Genomic DNA, 18,374 nt, shown 5'->3' on the forward strand with positions numbered 1-18,374 from the left:
TTCTCCGCACGAAAGACACGGAATGTCATGGCGCCGGATAGTCGAAGCGTTGTTTCGATTCGCGACCGCGCAACGGCACTGGTCGGCAGGGCTGCGGAACTGCGCACGATGGTGGCCGTCCTGGCCCGTCCGCCCTCGGTGCTGTTCGTGGCGGGCGAGGCCGGAATCGGCAAGACGAGGCTGGTGGCCGAGCTCATGCGGGCCACCAATCCGAGCAAGTACCGGTTCACGGTCGGTCGTTGCCAGCCGCTGCGCGAGCCGTTCCCGTACGGTCCGGTGTTCGACTGCCTGTGCGCACTGGCCGGTCGGCTGGCCAAGGCGGCCGACCTGAGCCCGGTCGCCGGTGTGCTGGCCGGTTACCTGCCCGAGCTCGCGGCCGTGTTGCCGCCACCGCCACCGCCACCGGCATCGGCTGACCCGAACCTCGAGCGGCATCGGATCTTCCGTGCGGTGCGCGCGGTGCTGTCGGCGATCGGGCCGGTGGTGCTGGTGATCGAGGACCTGCACTGGGTCGACGAGGACACCGCGCAGTTGCTGCGTTTCCTGCTGTCCGAACCGCCCGCCGGGCTGGGGCTGGTGCTGACCTACCGGCAGGAGGACCTGGGGGACCGGGCCGGGCCGCTGGGGGGTGCCTGGCGGCCCTCGGCCGCGATCTCCACCGTGCGGATCCGGCTGACCGCACTCGACGTGTCCGAGGTCCGGGAGCTCGCGACCGATCTGACCGGCGGGCAGGTGTCCCTTGGCCTGGCGGAGCAGTTGCACCAGGACACGGCGGGAATCCCGTTCGTGGTGGAGGAGGTGCTGCGGACCGAGGGCTCCGACGTGCCGGTGCCAGTGCGTGAATCCACCGTGGAACGGCTCAGTGCGCTTTCCGACGAAGGCAGGCGCATCGCCCAGGCAGCGGCGGTGCTGGAGGTGGCGGCCTCGGTGGAGCTGCTGGGCGAGGTGGCCGCGGTGGACCGTGCCGCTGTCGTCGAGGCGCTCGTTGGCAACGTGCTGGTCGAGGTGGCGGAGAATCGCTATGGCTTCAGGCACGTGTTCGCGCGGCGCGCGGTGCACGACACGCTACCGGGCCCCGAGCGAACCGAGTTCCACGTGCGCGCGGTGCACGCGTTGCGCGAGATCGAGCCGATACCGTTGTCACGGATTGCTCGGCACAGCAGGAAGGCGGGGCTGTTCGGGGACTGGCTGCGTTACGGTGAGGCAGCCGTGGACAGGGCGATCGAGTCCGCCGACTCCTCGGCCGCGATCGGGCTGCTCCAGGAACTGCTCGCCGCACCAGGGCTTCCCGCGGCCGATGTGGACCGGCTGGCCACCAAGTTCAGCCGCATCGCGGTGGTGGGGCACGCGCAACTGGATGTGACCGCGCTGCTGCAACGGCTGCTGGGCGACGGCAGGCTGTCCGACCCGGTGCGGGGTGAGATCCGGCTGACCCTGGGACTGTTTCTGCTGCGGCAGGCCGACGGGATAGAGGCCGCGCGCACCGAACTGGAACAGGCCGTCGCCGAACTGCACGAGCGGCCGAGGCTGGCGGCGAAGGGCATGTCCGTGCTGGCCACGCCGCTGAACGGCACGGTGCCGCTGAGCGAGCACGTCCGGTGGATGCGCAGGGTGGACCAGGCCATCGACCACACACAGGACAAGATCCTGCGGACGACGCTGCTGGCCAACCACCTCGGTGCCACGGTGCACACCGGCGACCCGGAGGTGTGGGCCCGCATCGCGCTGCTGCCCGGCACGTCCGACAGCATCGAGGAGCGCCGCGAGCTGGCCAGGACGCACTTGAACGTGGCGGACGCCTGCTCGTGGACCGGCCACTACGACAAGGCGCTCACCCACCTGTGGAAGGGGTACCGGCTGGCCGCGGACACCGGCGCGACGTTCATCGTCAGCTCGGGCCAGGCCACCCAGGTCAGGCTGGACTGGTACACCGGGAAGTGGGCGGGCCTCGACGAACGCGCGGCGGAGTTGCTGCACGCCAACCGGGAACTCTTCCCGGTGACCACCGAACTCGCGCTGGTGCTCGGTTGGCTCGCAGTGGCCAGGGGAGAGTGGAGCAGCGCCGAGGAGCACCTGGCCAGGACGGGGCTGGCCGCCCCGGAAAACGCGTTCACGCCAGTGGTGATCGCCGCGCAGGCGGCGATGGTCTCGATGTTGCTGGCACGCAACGAGATCAGCCCGGCGTGCGCTGCCGTGGACACCGGCCTCGCCATGTTGCGGCGTAAGGGGGTCTGGTCGTGGGGCGGTGAACTGGTTCCGGCCGCCGTTGCCGCGTACTGCGCCGGCGGGCGAGTGGCCGATGCCGAGCGGGCGATCGACGAGCTCCGCGTGGCGGTCGAGGGACTGGACACCCCGCTGGCCACCGCGGCGATCGGTGTCGCCGTGGGCCTGGTCGCCGAGCACAACGGAGACCACCTCGTCGCGAGGGATGCCTTCATCCGCTCCCGTCAGCGTTACGACCAGCTTGGGCTGATCTACCCAGCTCATCTGCTCACCGAGCGGATCGCGTTGTGCCGCCTGCGACTGCATGAGGAGGACGCGGCCGACACCCTGGTGGAACTCGCGCAGACCCTGGACGAGTTGGGTGCGTCCAGGGACGCCGCGCGGTGCCGACACGTGCTGCGCGGCCTTGGCACGCGCTGCCCCTCGAAACGGGGAAGACGAGGCTACGGCAACGATCTCTCGCCACGGGAGCAGGCCGTGGCCGGTCTGCTCGCGCGGGGGCACACCAATCGTGAGATCGCCGAGGTGCTGTTCCTGTCCCGGCGAACCGTCGAGCAGCACGTGGCCAAGGTGCTGCGCAAACTCGGCCTGCGCTCACGCCGGGAACTGCAATAGATGCGTACACTTACGGACCACCGCCTCGATTGTTCGGTCCGTATGGCTGCCCCAAGGTAGACCAACGAGTGGCTGTCCTTTTCATCCCACTCCTTGGAGGTAGACGACCATGCACAACAGGATACGAACGATCGGCCTCGCGATCGGTGTCGCGGTGGCCACCGCGGTCGGACTCGCCGGAGCGGTCCCGGCCTCCGCAGCGCAGCCGGAAGGCGTTGTGGTGCAGGCGAAGCAGCACTGGGGCGACCAGTACATCGTGGTGTTGAAGGAGGACACGCAGCTGGCCGCGAGTGCCGTCGGCCAGGCGGCGACCTCGCTCACCCAGCGGTACGGCGGTGAGGTCCGCTCGACCTACGTCAACACCATCCACGGCTTCTCGGTCAGGGCGATGAGCGAGCAGCAGGCCCGCCGTCTCGCCGGGGACCCGACCGTGCGCACGGTGTACCAGGACGGCACCGCGAAGGCGAGCGAAACCCAGGACGACCCGACCTGGGGGCTGGACCGGATCGACCAGAAGAACCTGCCGCTGGACAAGAAGTACACCTACAACAACGCCGGGGAGGGCGTCACCGCCTACGACCTGGACACCGGCATCAAGACCGACAACCCCGAGTACGGGGGCCGCGCCAGCATCGGCAAGGACTTCGTCGGCGGCCAGGGCGTGGACTGCAACGGGCACGGCACGCACACCGCGGGCACCATCGGCAGCACGACCTACGGCGTTGCCAAGAAGGTCAAGATCGTCGCGTTGAAGGTGCTGGGCAACGACTGCACTGGCAACGGCCCGGACTCGGCCGCGGTCGACGCGATGGACTGGGTGACCGGCAACGGCGTGAAGCCCGCGGTGGCCAACATGAGCCTGGGCATGGACCAGGTCGGAGTCGGCGACGAGGCGCTGAAGAAGTCCGTGGCCGCCGGATTCACCTACGCGGTCGCCGCGGGCAACAGCGGCGCGGACGCCTGCAACACCAGCCCGGCCCGGGTGCCCGAGGCGATCACCGCCGGTGCCACCGACAGCGGTGACACCAGGGCGTCGTTCTCCAACTACGGGTCCTGTGTGGACATCTTCGCCCCTGGGGTCAACGTCACCTCGCTCGGGCTGTCCAACGGCAGCACCTCGAACATGTCCGGCACCTCGATGGCGACCCCGCACGTGACGGGCTCGGCGGCGCTCTACCTGTCGGCGAACAAGGGCGCCACCCCGCAGCAGGTCCGGGACGCACTGGTGAACAACGCCACCGACGGCGCGGTCAAGAACCCGGGCAGCGGATCCCCGAACAAGCTGCTGTACACCGGTTTCATCGGCGGCGGCCAGCCGACGAAGTGTGGTCCGAAGACCAACTCCACCAGGCTGGACATCCCCGACGCCGGTGCCGTGGTGAGCAACGAGGTGCAGCAGTCCGGCTGCGAGGGCAGGGCGCCGGCCACCCTGTCGGTGAAGGTCGACATCGACCACACCTACACCGGCGACCTCGCCATCAGTCTGATCGGTCCCAGCGGAACCAGCTACGTGCTCAAGAAGTCCGGTGACATCGGTTCGGCCGCCGGTGTGCACACCAGCTACACCGTCAACGCCGCCGCCGAGAACGCCAACGGCACCTGGAAGCTCGCGGTCCAGGACGTCTACAAGTTCGACACCGGCACGCTCACGGCGTGGACCCTGACCTTCTGACCGTTCCCGGATCCCTGCACTCCGGAAAGGAAACACGACCATGAAGACACCACGTTCGGTGGTGGCGCTCCTGCTGGCGTTGGCGGCGTCCTCGCTCTCACTCGGCGGGCTCGCCCACGCCGAGCCCTCCGCCGCCGCGGCCCTGCCCGAGCAGGCGGCCCAGCCCAACATCATCGGCGGTGAGAAGACCACCGTGAACGCGTTCCCGTTCGTCATCGCGGGCATGCGTGAGGGTGGCGGCGGCCCGCAGGGGCAGTCCTGCACCGCCTCCGTCGTCGGCAAGCGCAAGATCCTGACCGCCGCGCACTGCATGATCGACGCCAAGGGCGCCAAGAGCTACTGGTACGGCAGCGACGACCTGAACGTCGTGGGCAGCGAGAAGTTCCGTACCAAGGTCACCGACTACAAGGTCCATCCCAAGTACGCTGGCGAGGGCGGCTGGCAGACCGGCTACGACGTGGCCGTGGTGACCGTCGCCGACGACCTGCCGGTGCCGCAGGACAAGTGGGCCAAGTTCGCCTCCTCCAAGGACAGCGCACTGACCGCGCCCGGCAAGGAGGGCACCGCGGTCGGATACGGCAAGAGCACCGGCACCGGGTCGGCCTCCGGTGTGCTGAAGACGACGAAGCTGCCGATCAACGACGCCGACAAGGTCTGCCAGGTCTTCAACATCAGGGTCAACCCGGACCTGATGGTGTGCGCCGGGTACAACGACGGCCACACCGGCACCTGCTCAGGGGACAGCGGCGGCCCGCTGCTGGTCGACGGGATCGTCGTCGGCGTGACCTCCTGGGGCGCCGGTCAGTGCGAGCGGTTCAGCATCTACGGCAGGCTCACCAACGAGATGGGCGACTGGGCCCATCAGCAGGTGGACGACGGCCCGCCGCCGACCGATGGCAAGTTCGCCATCGGGGTGAGCCCGTCGGCGGCGAAGGTCAAGGCAGGCTCCTCGGTGTCCACCACCGTCACCAGCACGGCCGGTGACCAGGGCACGGAGAAGGTCGAGCTGTCCGCCTCGGGGCTGCCCGCCGGGGCGACCGCGACGTTCCAGCCGACCACGGTCAACTCCGGGGACAACGCCAAGCTCACGATCTCCACGGGATCGTCCACACCGGACGGTGACTACAAGATCACCGTGACGGGCAAGGGAACCTCGGGCACCAAGACGGCCACCCTCACGCTCACCGTCGGCGACGGCGGTCCGCAGCCGGGTGATCTGAAGCTGACCGTGTCACCGGGTTCGGGCAGCACCCGTCCCGGCGGGTTCGCCCAGGCCACCGTCGGTGTGAGCGGTGGCAGTGGGACGGTCAAGTTGTCGGCCACCGGTTCCGGTCTGCCGTTCGCGCCGTACTTCAGCCCGCCGACCGTGTCGGGGTCAGGCAGCTCCACGATGCACGTCTCGGCGCCGTTCCAGGCGGGCACCTACAAGATCACAGTCACGGGCACCGACAGCGCTGGCAAGTCCGGCACTGCCGAGTACGTGCTCACCGTGGCTTGACCGCCGCCATGAGGGCACCCCGTGGGGCAGGGGTGTCCTCATGGCACACCTTCAGTCGTAAGGGGTCACTGTGTGTAGGGTGTGGCCAGCTGGACCCGGACACCCCGAGACGGCTCATCCGGTTCATCCGCGAGAGCCAAAAAAATTTTCGGACGGCGATGTCGAGAACCCGTGGCTGGCTCCGTCCCAGGGGTGAACGCGACCAGAACGGGTCGCACCAGTACCGAGGAGACACCCGATGGCCAAGTACCTGCTGCTCAAGCACTACCGCGGCGCTCCGGCTTCGGTCAACAACGTGCCGATGGACCAGTGGACCCCGGAGGAGATCTCGGCCCACATGCAGTACATGCGCGACTTCGCGGACCGGCTGGAGGGGACCGGCGAGTTCGTCGACAGCCAGGCGCTCGCCCCCGAGGGCAGGTTCGTCCGCTCCGACGGTGCGGGGCGCCCGCCGGTCACCGACGGCCCGTTCGCCGAGACCAAGGACCTCATCGCCGGCTGGATGGTGATCGACGTCGACAGCTACGAGCGCGCCGTCGAGCTGGCCGGGGAACTGTCGGCCGCCCCTGGGGCGGGCGGGGAGCCGATCCACGAGTGGCTCGAGCTGCGCCCGTTCCTGGGCTCGCAGCACACCACCACGGAGTGACCTCCCAGATGAACGAGGCCCTGCTCCGCAGCCTCACCCCGAGTGTGCTCGCCGTCCTCGTCCGCCGCGGAGCTCACTTCGCGGCGGCCGAGGACGCCGTGCAGGACGCGCTGGTCGAGGCGATCCGCGTCTGGCCGGCGGACCCGCCGCGGGACCCGAAGGGCTGGCTGGTCACCGTGGCCTGGCGCCGGTTCCTCGACTCGGCACGGGCCGACGCCGCCCGCCGTCGGCGTGAGGACCTCGTCGAGGAGGAGCCGGTGCCCGGGCCCGCGCCCGCGGTGGACGACACGCTCCAGCTGTACTTCCTGTGCGCCCACCCGTCGCTGACGCCGTCCTCCGCGGTCGCGCTCACGCTGCGCGCCGTCGGCGGGCTGACCACCCGCCAGATCGCCCAGGCCTATTTGGTGCCCGAGGCGACCATGGCGCAGCGCATCAGCCGGGCCAAGCGCACCGTCTCCGGCGTGCGGTTCGACCAGCCCGGCGAGGTCGCAACCGTGCTGCGCGTCCTCTACCTGGTCTTCAACGAGGGCTACTCCGGTGACCTCGACCTCGCCGCCGAGGCCATCCGGCTCACCCGGCAGCTCGCGGCCGCGATCGACCACCCCGAGGTGGCGGGGCTGCTCGCCCTCATGCTGCTCCACCACGCCCGGCGCGCCGCCCGGACCGCGCCCGACGGCAGCCTGGTGCCGCTCGCCGAGCAGGACCGCGGCCGGTGGGACACCGAGTCGATCGCCGAGGGCGTCCAGATCCTGCAGGCGGCCCTCGCCCGCGACCGGCTGGGCGAGTTCCAGGCCCAGGCCGCCATCGCGGCACTGCACGCTGACGCGCCCACCGCCGAGGAGACCGACTGGGTGCAGATCGTCGAGTGGTACGACGAGCTCGCGCGCCTGACCGACAGCCCGGTCGTCCGGCTCAACCGCGCGGTGGCGGTCGGCGAGGCCGATGGACCGCGCGCCGGTCTGGCGGCACTCGCGGCGCTGGACGACTCACTGCCCCGCCATACCGCGGTGGCGGCGTACCTCCACGAGCGCGACGGGGACCTGGCGACGGCGGCGCGGCTGTACGCCGAGGCGGCCCACAAGGCCCCCAACCTCGCCGAGCGCGACCACCTGACCCGCCAGGCCGCCCGGCTCAACGCCCGGCGGTGTCGCTGACGATTCGAGCCACGCGGCACTTGTGGGTGGCCGACCAGCCGCGTTCGAGCAGATCGAAGATCGGGTCGATCATCTGGGGTGCATCGGCGTACCTGCGCGCCAGCTGGACCGCTTCGAGGGCGAACCGGGCGAGGGCGGCGCACTTGACGTCGTCCTCCTGAACGCCGACCTCTGCGGCAATTGCCTGTGCCAGCGCGGTTTCGTGGCGTAGCCACATACGGCTGGCGTAGTCGCGCAGTGCCGGGGTCTGCTCGACCAAGCGTCGGAACGCCTCGATGTGCGGGTAGTCGGGGCGGTCGGCCAGCCGCGTCGCGAGGTGCTCGCGGAGGGCCTGCGGGATGGACTGGCCGGCGGCACGGTCGCGCACCGCGGCCACCAGCGCCGTCTCGACGTCCTCGTCGAGGTCGAAGACCAGGGTTTCCTTGCTGGGGAAGTACTTGAACAACGTGGTCACCGACACGTCCGCCGCGTCGGCCACCTCCTTGACCCCCACCTGGTCGTAGCCGCGGGCGAGGAACAGGTCCAGCGCGGCATCGGCCAGCGCCTTGCGGGTCTGTGCCTTCTTGCGCTCACGGCGCCCGAGCTGTTCGTCCACCTCGGCACGGTACCCAACAAAGGTGTAGTACTCAAATAGTTAAGTCGTTGCACGTTTGTAGTTGCTGTGCTTTTCTGGCGGGGAACCTCGATCTGGAAGGACCCATCCATGAGCTCGCCCCGCATCGCGGTCATCGGCGCTGGTGTCGGCGGCCTGGCCTGCGCTCGCGGCCTTCAAGTCCACGGCCACCCGGTGACCGTGTTCGAGCGGGAGGCCTCCGCGGCCGTCCGCTGGCAGGGCGGCATGCTCGACCTGCACGCCCCGACCGGTCAGGCCGCGCTGCGCGCCGTCGGCCTGTCCGAGCAGTTCCGCGTGGTGGCCCGCCCCGAAGCGCAGGAACTGCGCATGCTGGACCCGGTCACCGCCGCGATGGTGCACCACGAGCAACCCGCCGAGGACGAGTACTTCGCACCCGAGGTCGATCGCGGCCAACTACGCGAGCTGCTACTGGATTCCCTCACCCCCGGAACTGTCCACTGGGGACACTCGGTTGACGGGGTCACCGCACAGGACGACGGCACCGCCCGCGTGCATTTCGGTGACGGCACAACGGAAGTCTTCGATCTCGTGGTCGGCGCTGACGGCGCTTGGTCGCGCACCCGCCCGGCCGTGTCCGCCGCCACTCCTACCTACACGGGCAACACTCTGGTGGAAACGTTCCTCGATGACGTCGACACCCGCCACCCCGCGCTCGCGAACCTGATCGGCTCCGGCAGCATGGTCGCAGGAGCGGGTCCCTCGATGCTGGGCGCCCAGCGCAACAGCGGCGGGCACGTCCGCGTGTACGCCTCCTTCGAGGACATCCCCATCGACTGGCATGTGACCGCTGGCATCGACCTCGCCGACACCGAGGCCGTGCGCGAACACCTCCTGGCCCGGTTCGACGGTTGGCACGACAGCCTGCTCGACCTCATCCGCCGCAGCGACGGCGGATTCGTCAACCGCCCCATCCACGTGCTGCCGGTGGGCCACACCTGGGACCACGTCCCCGGCGTCACGCTGCTCGGCGACGCCGCCCACCTCCTGCCGCCCCACGGCATTGGCGCCAACCTCGCCCTGATCGACGGCAGCGATCTGGCCACGGCCGTCGCCACCCACGCCGATCTTGATGAGGCCGCCCGCGCCTACGAGAACGTCATGCTGCCGCGCTCGACCGCCGCCGCCCACGCCGACTCTGAGGTGTCCGCGCTGATGGACGAGGACCCGGTCCACAACGTCAGCACCGCGCGGCAGTTCCTCAACGAACGTCTGCTCAACCCGGGGACTGCCTGATCCGCCTCGCTGGGGGGCGGAGCAGGGCTGTTCACCGCACGCCCGAAGATGACCACTGCATCCACAGGTTGCCCGGTCGTCACGGTTCGTTCGCGGCCCGCTTGACGGTCCTGATCACTGGTGCCGTCTCGACGTGCGTGATGGCTGGCAGCGCGGCCACCCGGGTGGTCAGGTACCGGTACAGCTCGCGCTGGTCCGCGCACACCACGCTCGCGCACAGGTTCGTCGGCCCGGTCGTGGCGGCGGCGAACGCGACCTCGGGATGCTCGGCCAGCGCCGCACCGGCCTCCGCCAGATACGTGGGTGCGACCGAGAGCCAGAGCAGGGTTCGGGTACCGAGGGCGAACAGGCGCGGGTCGACGTCGATGTCCAGGTACAGCACCCCGCGTTCGCGCAGTTCCCGCATCCGGCGCCGGACCGTCGTCGGTGACCAGCCGGTCACCGCGGCCAACTGCTCCAACCCGGTCCGACCGTCGGTGGCGAGCGTGGCGAGTAGCTTCCGGTCGCTGTCATCGAGCCGCACCGGTCCCGGTCGGTGCGGCACCGGGGGTGGGCGCAGTCGCTCGATCGCCTTGTCGTCCAGTGAGCCGAGCTTGGCGATCAGGTTGTCCGGGCCGCCGTAGAAGGCGTGCAGCACGGAGTGCGCGGTCACCCCCTCCACGCGTTGGGTGCGGGGGAGCTTGGCCAGCAGCAGCGTCTCGCTGTCGGCCTCACTCTCGGTGCGGACCGTGCAGGTGATCTCGGTGCCGCCGGAGGTGAGGCTCACCCAGGACGTGTCCGGGCGTCTGGCCAGCGCCTCGGCGACCGGGACCGATACGGCGGGCGCGCATCGCACCCGCAGGAACCACAGCACCGCGCCCAACGCGGTCGGGTCGACTCCGCCGACCACTCGCACCGCTCCGGCCGACCGCAATCTGGCGTAGCGGCGGGCGATGGTGCGATCCGACACGCCAAGAACCTCGGCGATAGTGCTGAACGCGGCCCGACCGTCGATCTGCAGGGCGTGCACGAGCCGACGATCCAGCTCATCGTAGTCGGATTCCACCGATCTGAGGGTAATCAGCGACGGATACCAACGCAATCAAGCCGGTTTCTGGCCCAGGCGTGCTGGCGGGCGGAGCGTTGCCCCTGTCCTGATCGACACAACCAGGGGAGAATCCATGGACACCGAGGTGCTCATCGTCGGCGCGGGCCCGACCGGTATGACACTGGCCAACGAACTGCTGGTGGCGGGGGTGTCGACCGTGGTGGTCGACAAGCTGTCCCAGCGCAGCGACCTGTCCAAGGCAGGCGGCGTGCAGTCCCGCACGCTGGAGGCACTCGACCAGCGCGGCTTGCTGGAACCGTTGCTGGCCACCGGAAACCACCCGATCGGCACCGGCCACTTCGCCGGTATCGCGCTGCCGCCCAACCTCGTTCGGCACCGCCTGCCGTGGCGGTTCGTGCCCCAGGTGGTGATCGAGGGGTTCTTCGAGCAACACCTTGCCGCACAAGGCATTCACATTCGGCGCGACCACGAACTGGTCGGCCTCGTCCAGGACGGGGATCGGGTCACCGCGACCTTCGCCAACGGGGTCACCGTCCGTTCCCGGTACCTCGTCGCCGCCGACGGTGCCCACAGCATGGTGCGTTCGTTGCTGCGGGCCGAGTTCCCCGGTCGGCCGGGCACCTCGACCATGATCGCCTCCGACGTGCGGTTGAGCGGCATTGATCAGTTGATGTCGCACACCTGGAACGACGACGGGCACTTCGCCGCACTGTTCCCGCTCGGCACCGATCCGCAGGGCAGGGAGCTGCGCAGGCTCGTCCTGGGCGGGCCGGACCGGTCGCTGCCCAGGGAGGTCCCGGTCACCGAGGACGAGATCCGCGACGGCCTGCGCACCGTGTTCGGAGCGCGGGTGCGACTGCTCGAACTGCGCTACGCCCGCCGCATCACCAACGCGGCCCGGCAGGTCACGCGGTACCGGCACGGGCGGGTGTTCCTGGCTGGCGATGCCGCCCACGTGCACCTTCCGCTCGGCGCGCAGGGCATGAACACCGGGATGCAGGACGCGCTCAATCTCGGGTGGAAGCTTGGCGCCGCCGTGCACGGCTGGGCACCGGAGAACCTGCTCGACACGTATCACACGGAACGCCACCCGGTCGGGGCCGCCGTGCTGCGCAACGTCCAGGCGCAGAGCCTGCTGATGGACTGGGAGGGCACCCGCAACCCGGACGTGGCGGCTACCAGGGAGATCTTCACGGCCATGACGCAGCTGCCGGAGGTCCAGCACCATCTCGCCGACATGTTGTCCGGGATGGCCATCCGCTACCCGATGCCGGGTGCCGAGGCCCATCCGCTCGTCGGCCGTCCTTCGCCGGATCTGGACCTTGGCGCGGTCCGGGTGCACGAACTGCTGCGGTCCGGGCGAAGTGTCCTGCTCGACCCGGCCGACACGTTCGCCAAGGTCGCCGACCTCTGGTCGGACAGGGTGGACCGCGCGGGTCAGGGCGCCGACACCGAGCCGATGCTCATCCGGCCGGACGGCTACGTGTGCTGGGCCGGCAGCGCGGATGACCTGGAACCTGCGCTCGGCCGCTGGCTCGGTGAGCCCCGCTGATAGCGGGTACGGGCCGTACCGCTGGCCGCGGCACCACCAGTCGGCCAGCGACACCCGTCACCGAGTCAGCAGTCGTTGAGGCCACCAGGCCAGTTCACGTAGTCGACAGCGCTCCAGCCCGTCACGCCAGTGGTGTTATCGGTGAGGTAGACAAACCCATTCCAGAAGCAGCGCAGGGTAATCGTGTGGCTCTTGTACCCGAGCCCCAGAACGGCACAAGAGGTCGAGTCGCCGCTGCGGATGTTCACGCCATCATCGGCGAATCGGCCAGAGGTGTTGTTGTCGTTGTTCGCAGGCTGCCATCCGCAGTTGGCTGGACTGGCGACGGCCGTGGGCTTGGCGGCGGCGAGCGCTTGGCCGCCCGCCACTGTCAGCGCTGTGGCCGCCAGAACGACGGCGGTGGCGATCGTTGCGCGCATAGCGATTCCCCCTGTTCACTGCCTCGGTACGCTGTGTCTGTTCGCGGCTGTACCGATGTGCGGTTGCGTCGATGGCTCGTGGTGGGCGATGTCGACCTCGGTTGGCCGTCTGCGACGTGGTCAGGCTCGCGATCACCGCCCAGGTACTGGCTTACACCGCACAGGCTTGTTCAGTGTCGATCGAGCCGAACTGAACAACGCGACCTGAACAACGGGTCGGCACGCGACAGCAATACCAGCACCCCAGCGCGGGCCGCAGCATCGCGCGGTTTCGGCTGTGCTCCGACGAGCGATGGTCGTTGATCGGTCTCGTCAGGGCACGCTGTGGTGTTCGGAGTTCCTGAAATCGTTGCTGGCCAACGGATCGGGGCGGCACAGGAGGCTCGGGGTCAGGGGTGCAGGTCGGTGAAGACCTTGGTGAGGCGCTGGTCGACCTGCGCGTAGTGGTCGCTGGTGGTGCGCAGCCGGTCGGCGGCTTGGTGGGTGCGGCCGATGAGCTCGCTCAGGTGGTTCTGCCAGGCGGTGGCACAGTCGCGCAGTGCCGACGCGCTCTGCCAGGGGGCGGTGGCGGTGGCCGTGGTGAGGCTGGGGGCGAGTGAGGTGGTGACGCCACGGTCGGCCTGGTCGGTGGCATTGTGAAGCGTGCCGGCGATGCGCTTGACCTCACCGGGTTGCATGTCGATGGCCACGGTTCCCTTCCCACGGGTCAGTTGCAGTGCTTGTACAGCGGCAGCGACCCCGTGTGCAGGTCGTAGGCCAGCAGCGCGACTTGGCTGAGCAGCAGGACGACGAGGACCGCCTGGACGACCGCGCAGATCCGGACGGCTGGGTGGCCGGGCGTGGTGAGGGCGAGCCAGGTCAACCACGCCGTCCCGCCGGCGACCAGCAGGGCGATCCAGTAGGCGAGGTACACCTCGGTCGGCACGGTCGCGAACGCCCAGCGGGCGCAGTTGGTGGCGATCTGGTGTACCCACTGCTGGTAGGCGGGCATGGCTGCCTGGACCAGGCCGATCGTGATGGCGTCGCCGATGAGCGCCGCGGCGAGCAGCCGCGATGCGGGCCAGGTCGTCGGGTGGCGCAGCGCGGGCTGGGTGTCTACCGGTGCTGGCACAGGGCCCCCAGGTCGGTGATCTGCGTGGTGTAGGCGGACAGATCGGCGGCGGCGGTCGCGGTCGCGGTGACCGCGAGCGGCCCGAGCAGCAGCACGGGAGCCACCAGCACAGCGATCGCGGCGCGGGTGCGGCGACGCGGCCAGGCCAGCGCCACGGTGACGCAGGTGAGTACCAGTGCGGCGACCGCCCAGACGGTGGCCTGGGTGGACAGCTCGCAGGGCAGGCAGTTCGTGGCGCGGATCGTCGTGCAGCTGGGGCCCTGGGGGCCGAGGAAGTCGATGTCGGCGTGCAGCGCCCGGATGTCGGTGATCACCGCCATGGCCACCGACGCCAACGCGGTCACGGCCACGACGGCCAGGATCCATCCTCGCGTTCGGCTCACGATGCCGCCCAATCTGGTTTGACGCGGACGATGGCGATGTCGTTGGAGCCTTGGTCGTCGCGGATGGAGCTGGCTCGGCCGTCGAGGGTGCTGTCGGTGCGGCCGGGTGTGTGTTGGGTGTACTTGATGTCGCCGTCGGGGGTGACCGCGGTGACCATCGCGGCGTGGTAGACCTCGCCCTTGCCGTTGCGGAAGTAGATGACGTCCCCGGGTTTCGCCTCACCGCGGGGGACTTCGGTGCCGCCGTGGTCGAGCATGAAGTCGTGGGAGGCCTGGGAGTTGACCCAGGCGCGGGAGGGGTTGGTGAACGGCCAGTCGCCGCCGTCGTGCCACTGCGGTCCGAGCAGGGGATAGGGCCCGGCTGCGGGAATGCCTCCGGCGGACAGGGCGGTGGAGACGAACTGGGTGCAGTTGGACGGCCACTTGTCGATGCTGGTGTCCTCGACGTGGTCGAGGGCGTACTTCACCACGGCCATGCGGTCGTAGCCGTCGTGACCGCGCAGGTCGGCTTTCACCGTGTCGGGGATGCCGTCCAGGTCGCACAGTTCGGTGGGCAGCGCGAGCTGGAGTTCCTGGCGTTCGCGCTCGGTCAGGCCGTTCCACCACGCGGCGACCACGTCGGGGCCCTGCCCGTGGGGCAGCGTGAAGTGCAGGGCGTTGACCTGGGCCAGGGAGGCGTCTTCTTGCAGTGCCAGGGCTTGGTCGATGTCGTGGTCGCGGTCTCCGGTGATCGCTAGCTCGGTGCCATGTCGCAGTTTGTCCAGAGCCTGGGCGGCGGTCTGGTCGGCTTGGCTGGCGGCTTCGACGGCGTCACAGATCATCTTCTCGATCGTGGCGGCTCGCTTGGTGACCTGCTCGACTTCCGCGGGGGCGAGCGTCATGGCGAGGTCGACGTGCACGGTGCCGTCCTCGGTCACGGAGATCGGCCGCGCGACCAGCGAGAGCGCGGAGGTCAGTTCCCTCTGGGCGATCTCGACGGCGTCGGCCAGGCCGTCGAGGACGAGTTGGGCGCCCTTGACGACGTCAGCGGCCATGTCGTACTCGATGGCGAGTTTGTTCAGCACCTCGTAGGCGGTTTGGCCGACCTCGTCGCGCCATGCGTCGGAGACCGGCCCGGCTCCCTGGTCGCGGATGTCGAGTGCGGCCTGTCTCGTGTGCTGGGACAAGGTGAGCCATCCTCGGGCGGCGTCGCGCCACGATGTAAGGTTGACGTCCCGCAGTTGCGCCATCGTCACCATGGCTGTCCTCGGCTCGCCGCAGTCGAGAGCCGAACCTAACCACCATGTTGACTTACCGTATACCGAAAATCGCGGAAAGTAATGTCGCGTTCGGGTGATATGACCGGGGCGGTGAACCTCGGGCCGTCAACTCCCGCTGCGGTTCCCCGCGTGGGTCCGGTGTTCGGCGAACAACTCCTCGATCTGGGTGAACGTGATGTCGCTGGTGGCCAGCACGATCGCGATCCGCTCGAACGCGAAGAGGAACGCGCGGATGTCCTCGGGTGGCAGCAACGCGGTGTCGGCCATCAGTGACAGGTTGATCCGCTCGGGCGTGCCACGGGTGTCCAGGAAGATCGCCATGCCCTCGGAGTCCGTCTTCTGCGGCCAGTCGAAGGTCGTGGTCTCGGTCAGCCGGTCCAGTTCGGCCAAGCCCCCGGCGGGCCCGGCCGCCGACTTCGCCACTGTCGACCACATGTCGTTGAACTGGAAACCGGGTTCGAATTCGGTGCCGCGCGAGCTGGCGACGGTGCGGACCACCTCCTTCGCGGCGCGGCCGTCGTACCTGGAGTGGCGTCGGGCCGCGGCCATCACCGACTCGGACTGGCACAGCACCTCGCCGAAGGACCCCGCGGCCAGGTCCACCGCCGTGCGAACGGCCTGGTTCAAGCTCGACACGGTGGCGAACAGCTCGGGCGCGACCCGGTTGCTCTGCATGATGTCCAGCGGGTACACCGGTCCCGGGCAGAAGCAGCGGACCAGTGCGGTGGTGATCGACAGCAGCACGACGGAGGTGGTGCTGCGGTACCGGCGGGCCGCCGCGCGCACGGCCACCGGGATGGCGTCGGATTCGAGTTCGGCTCGGAAGAAGCGCGGCGAGGAGGGGACCGCCCGCACGGGCACCAGGCCGGGCGCCAGCCGATCCAGTTGCTGCCGCAGGTAGCGCATCGCCTCGACGTTGCACAGCTGTCCCTCCGGCGAGTGTTCCATCGTGGCCAGGTCCACCGGTTGCAGGGCCTGCCTGGCCGCCGGTGCGGCCGTGCCGTCCGCGCGGGCCTTCAGGAGAGCGGTGAGCTCGGCCGAGAGCAGGTCCGTGCTCATGTGGTCGGCGGACAGGTGGGAGACCCCGAACATCAGCAGTACGGGGATCCCCTCGTGGGTGGCGACGGAGAACCGGACGGGGAGCTCCTTGTCGTGGTCGAACCCCGTTGCCTTCATGCGCGCGATGCAGTCGTTGACGATGGTGGCAAAGTCCACCGGGTCCTCGGCGGGCCTGTCGAAGACCTCGACGGTGACCGCGCCCGAGGCCAGCACCTCCTGGGTCGCCTCACCCCGGTGGGTCGGGTGGTACAGGGTGCGCAGCGACTCGTGGCGCCGCACCAGCTCGCTGATCTGCTCCAGTACCTCGCCCAGCCCGAGCAGCAGCGGAACCGGCAGCCACCGGGTGAGGGTGAAGAACGACCGGTCCTCGTGCGGCCAGCCCCGCATGACGTCCCAGGTGGCCTGCTGCCCCCAGGCCAGGGCGGCGACCCGGGACCGCCCGCCGTGGAACTCGGCCGTGGCTGTGCTCTTGGTGATCACGATGAACCCTTCATGTCCAGTAACTCGCCGGTCACGGCGCTGTGCTCAGCACCGGTTCCGGGCGCGCGAACAGCACGCGGCGCAGGCAGAACAGGCTGTAGGTCAGCCCCGCCGACCAGCCCGCGACCACCGCCCACATGACGGCGTCGACGCCAACGGGCCCGTGCAGCAGGTAGGCGAACGGGATCTGCACCAGCACGAAGGCGATGATCGTGCAGATCAACGGCGCGGTGGTGCGGCGCGCACCGTTGAGGTAGCCGTGGGCGACCACCATCACGGTGTAGAGCACCAGGAACGGGTAGACGATCAGGATGTAGTGCTCGGTGAGCGCCTGCGTGGCCAGGTCGTCGGTGAACAGCCCGGCGATGGGTGAGCGCGCCAGCAGCACCACCCCGGCGACCAGTGCCGACAACCCGATGGTCAGCGCGATCGTGTGCAGCAGGCCCCGCCTGGCCCGCGCACTGTCCCCGGTGCCCAGGTTCTGGGCCGCGAACGTGGTCACGCCACCGGAGAAGTCCAGGAACAGCATGCAGGTGAACAGTTCCAGCCGGGAGGCGACCGTGAAGGCGGCGAGCACCACCGCGCCGTAGGACTGGATGATCCAGACCAGCACCATGATCCCCACCGAGAGGATGATGTGCTGACTGGCCAGGGGGAATCCCAGTCGTATGGCGTCGACGAGCTCACGCCGCACTGCCGGTGCGGACCCGGTCCGCGGCACTGGGTAGACCTTGGCCGAGTAGACCAAGCCCACGACCAGCGCCGCGGTGCTGGACACCACCGTGGCCAGCGCCGCACCGCGGACCCCTCCGTCCAGCACCGCCACGAACAGCCAGACCAGAGCGATGTTGGCCACGCTGCCCACCGCCTGCACCCACATCGCCGACCGTGAGTTGCCCAGGCCGCGCAGGTAGGCGCTGACGGCGGCCGTGCCGAACATGCCCGGGAAGCCGATCGACAACGTCGCGAAGAACTGGGCGCAGGAGACCGCAAGCGGACCGTGGATCCCCATCAGGGCGAAGGCGGGACCAGCCAGCGTGGTGGCCAGCAGAACGCAGCCCGCCGACCAGACGGCCGCCAGCAGGGCCAGCGAGAGCACCACGCCGCGCCGCTGCCCTTCCTGCCCGGCGCCCCGCAGGTGGGCCAGCCGGATGGTGAACGCCGTGCCCAGCCCGATGAACATCGAGTTCAACAGGTAGAACAGCGGCCCGCAGGTCCCCACCACGGCCAGCCCCTCCACGCCGAGGTAGTGCCCGACGACGACGCTGTCGACCAGCAGGTAGCCCTGCTGGAGCAGGTTGGCCGCGGTGAGGGGCAGTGCGAAACCCACGATGCGGCGCAGCGCGGGCCCGGTGGTCATGTCCGTCATGCCGTTTCCCGATCCGTTC

At 69.5% G+C, this 18,374-nt stretch carries 16 protein-coding genes; 7 read left to right on the forward strand and 9 right to left on the reverse strand.

What is annotated here, in order from left to right; translation table 11 throughout:
* The first annotated feature begins 27 nt into the window (after positions 1 to 27).
* The 5 genes from KALB_RS19830 (at position 28) to KALB_RS19850 (ending at position 7,808) form a co-directional block, all read left to right on the forward strand.
* Positions 28 to 2,838, forward strand: a complete 2,811-nt coding sequence (locus KALB_RS19830) for an ATP-binding protein (RefSeq protein ID WP_030111109.1) — start codon at positions 28 to 30, stop codon at positions 2,836 to 2,838.
* Between the two features lie 109 nt (positions 2,839 to 2,947).
* A complete protein-coding gene (locus tag KALB_RS19835; protein ID WP_025357459.1) occupies positions 2,948 to 4,510 on the forward strand; it encodes a S8 family peptidase in 1,563 nt (520 codons plus the stop codon).
* Positions 4,511 to 4,550: 40 nt separating this feature from the next.
* Positions 4,551 to 6,008, forward strand: coding sequence for a serine protease (locus tag KALB_RS19840; RefSeq protein WP_025357460.1), 1,458 nt, complete (start codon positions 4,551 to 4,553; stop codon positions 6,006 to 6,008).
* Positions 6,009 to 6,246: 238 nt separating this feature from the next.
* Positions 6,247 to 6,654: a YciI family protein gene (locus KALB_RS19845; protein ID WP_025357461.1), complete on the forward strand. Its 408-nt coding sequence runs from the start codon at positions 6,247 to 6,249 to the stop codon at positions 6,652 to 6,654.
* 8 nt (positions 6,655 to 6,662) lie between these two features.
* Positions 6,663 to 7,808 carry an RNA polymerase sigma factor gene (locus KALB_RS19850; RefSeq protein WP_025357462.1) on the forward strand — a complete coding sequence of 382 codons (1,146 nt, stop codon included), beginning with the start codon at positions 6,663 to 6,665 and terminating at the stop codon, positions 7,806 to 7,808.
* Here KALB_RS19850 and KALB_RS19855 read toward each other — a convergent pair.
* Positions 7,786 to 8,403, reverse strand: a complete 618-nt coding sequence (locus tag KALB_RS19855) for a TetR/AcrR family transcriptional regulator (RefSeq protein ID WP_025357463.1) — start codon at positions 8,401 to 8,403, stop codon at positions 7,786 to 7,788. The genes KALB_RS19850 and KALB_RS19855 overlap by 23 nt on opposite strands.
* Before the next feature lie 108 nt (positions 8,404 to 8,511).
* Here KALB_RS19855 and KALB_RS19860 point away from each other — a divergent pair, with 108 nt between their 5' ends.
* A complete protein-coding gene (locus KALB_RS19860) occupies positions 8,512 to 9,675 on the forward strand; it encodes an FAD-dependent oxidoreductase (RefSeq protein ID WP_025357464.1) in 1,164 nt (387 codons plus the stop codon).
* 79 nt (positions 9,676 to 9,754) lie between these two features.
* Here the strand turns inward: KALB_RS19860 and KALB_RS19865 are convergent, their stop codons facing one another.
* Positions 9,755 to 10,720, reverse strand: coding sequence for an Lrp/AsnC family transcriptional regulator (locus tag KALB_RS19865; RefSeq protein WP_025357465.1), 966 nt, complete (start codon positions 10,718 to 10,720; stop codon positions 9,755 to 9,757).
* Between the two features lie 115 nt (positions 10,721 to 10,835).
* Between KALB_RS19865 and KALB_RS19870 the strand changes: the two genes are divergently transcribed.
* Complete coding sequence (locus KALB_RS19870; protein ID WP_025357466.1) at positions 10,836 to 12,275, forward strand: FAD-dependent monooxygenase; 1,440 nt, start codon at positions 10,836 to 10,838, stop codon at positions 12,273 to 12,275.
* Between the two features lie 65 nt (positions 12,276 to 12,340).
* Here KALB_RS19870 and KALB_RS46585 read toward each other — a convergent pair whose 3' ends face one another.
* The 7 genes from KALB_RS46585 to KALB_RS19905 form a co-directional block, all read right to left on the reverse strand.
* Positions 12,341 to 12,694, reverse strand: coding sequence for an SH3 domain-containing protein (locus tag KALB_RS46585; protein WP_148309541.1), 354 nt, complete (start codon positions 12,692 to 12,694; stop codon positions 12,341 to 12,343).
* 389 nt (positions 12,695 to 13,083) lie between these two features.
* Positions 13,084 to 13,383 carry a type VII secretion target gene (locus tag KALB_RS19880; protein ID WP_025357468.1) on the reverse strand — a complete coding sequence of 100 codons (300 nt, stop codon included), beginning with the start codon at positions 13,381 to 13,383 and terminating at the stop codon, positions 13,084 to 13,086.
* A gap of 17 nt (positions 13,384 to 13,400) precedes the next feature.
* A complete protein-coding gene (locus KALB_RS19885; RefSeq protein ID WP_025357469.1) occupies positions 13,401 to 13,805 on the reverse strand; it encodes a hypothetical protein in 405 nt (134 codons plus the stop codon).
* Positions 13,790 to 14,188, reverse strand: a complete 399-nt coding sequence (locus tag KALB_RS19890; protein ID WP_158510774.1) for a hypothetical protein — start codon at positions 14,186 to 14,188, stop codon at positions 13,790 to 13,792. The genes KALB_RS19885 and KALB_RS19890 overlap by 16 nt, the downstream gene beginning before the upstream one ends.
* Positions 14,185 to 15,426, reverse strand: coding sequence for an amidase domain-containing protein (locus KALB_RS19895; RefSeq protein WP_025357471.1), 1,242 nt, complete (start codon positions 15,424 to 15,426; stop codon positions 14,185 to 14,187). The genes KALB_RS19890 and KALB_RS19895 overlap by 4 nt, the downstream gene beginning before the upstream one ends.
* A 126-nt stretch (positions 15,427 to 15,552) precedes the next feature.
* The gene (locus KALB_RS19900) at positions 15,553 to 16,986 is read right to left on the reverse strand and encodes a condensation domain-containing protein (RefSeq protein ID WP_025357472.1); all 1,434 of its coding nucleotides are present in this window, start codon (positions 16,984 to 16,986) and stop codon (positions 15,553 to 15,555) included.
* Positions 16,987 to 17,017: 31 nt separating this feature from the next.
* Positions 17,018 to 18,355, reverse strand: a complete 1,338-nt coding sequence (locus KALB_RS19905) for an MATE family efflux transporter (RefSeq protein ID WP_081789412.1) — start codon at positions 18,353 to 18,355, stop codon at positions 17,018 to 17,020.
* Positions 18,356 to 18,374 lie beyond the last annotated feature (19 nt).

The sequence above is a fragment of the Kutzneria viridogrisea DSM 43870 genome (assembly GCF_000525635.1).
GTDB classification, from domain to species: domain Bacteria; phylum Actinomycetota; class Actinomycetes; order Mycobacteriales; family Pseudonocardiaceae; genus Kutzneria; species Kutzneria viridogrisea.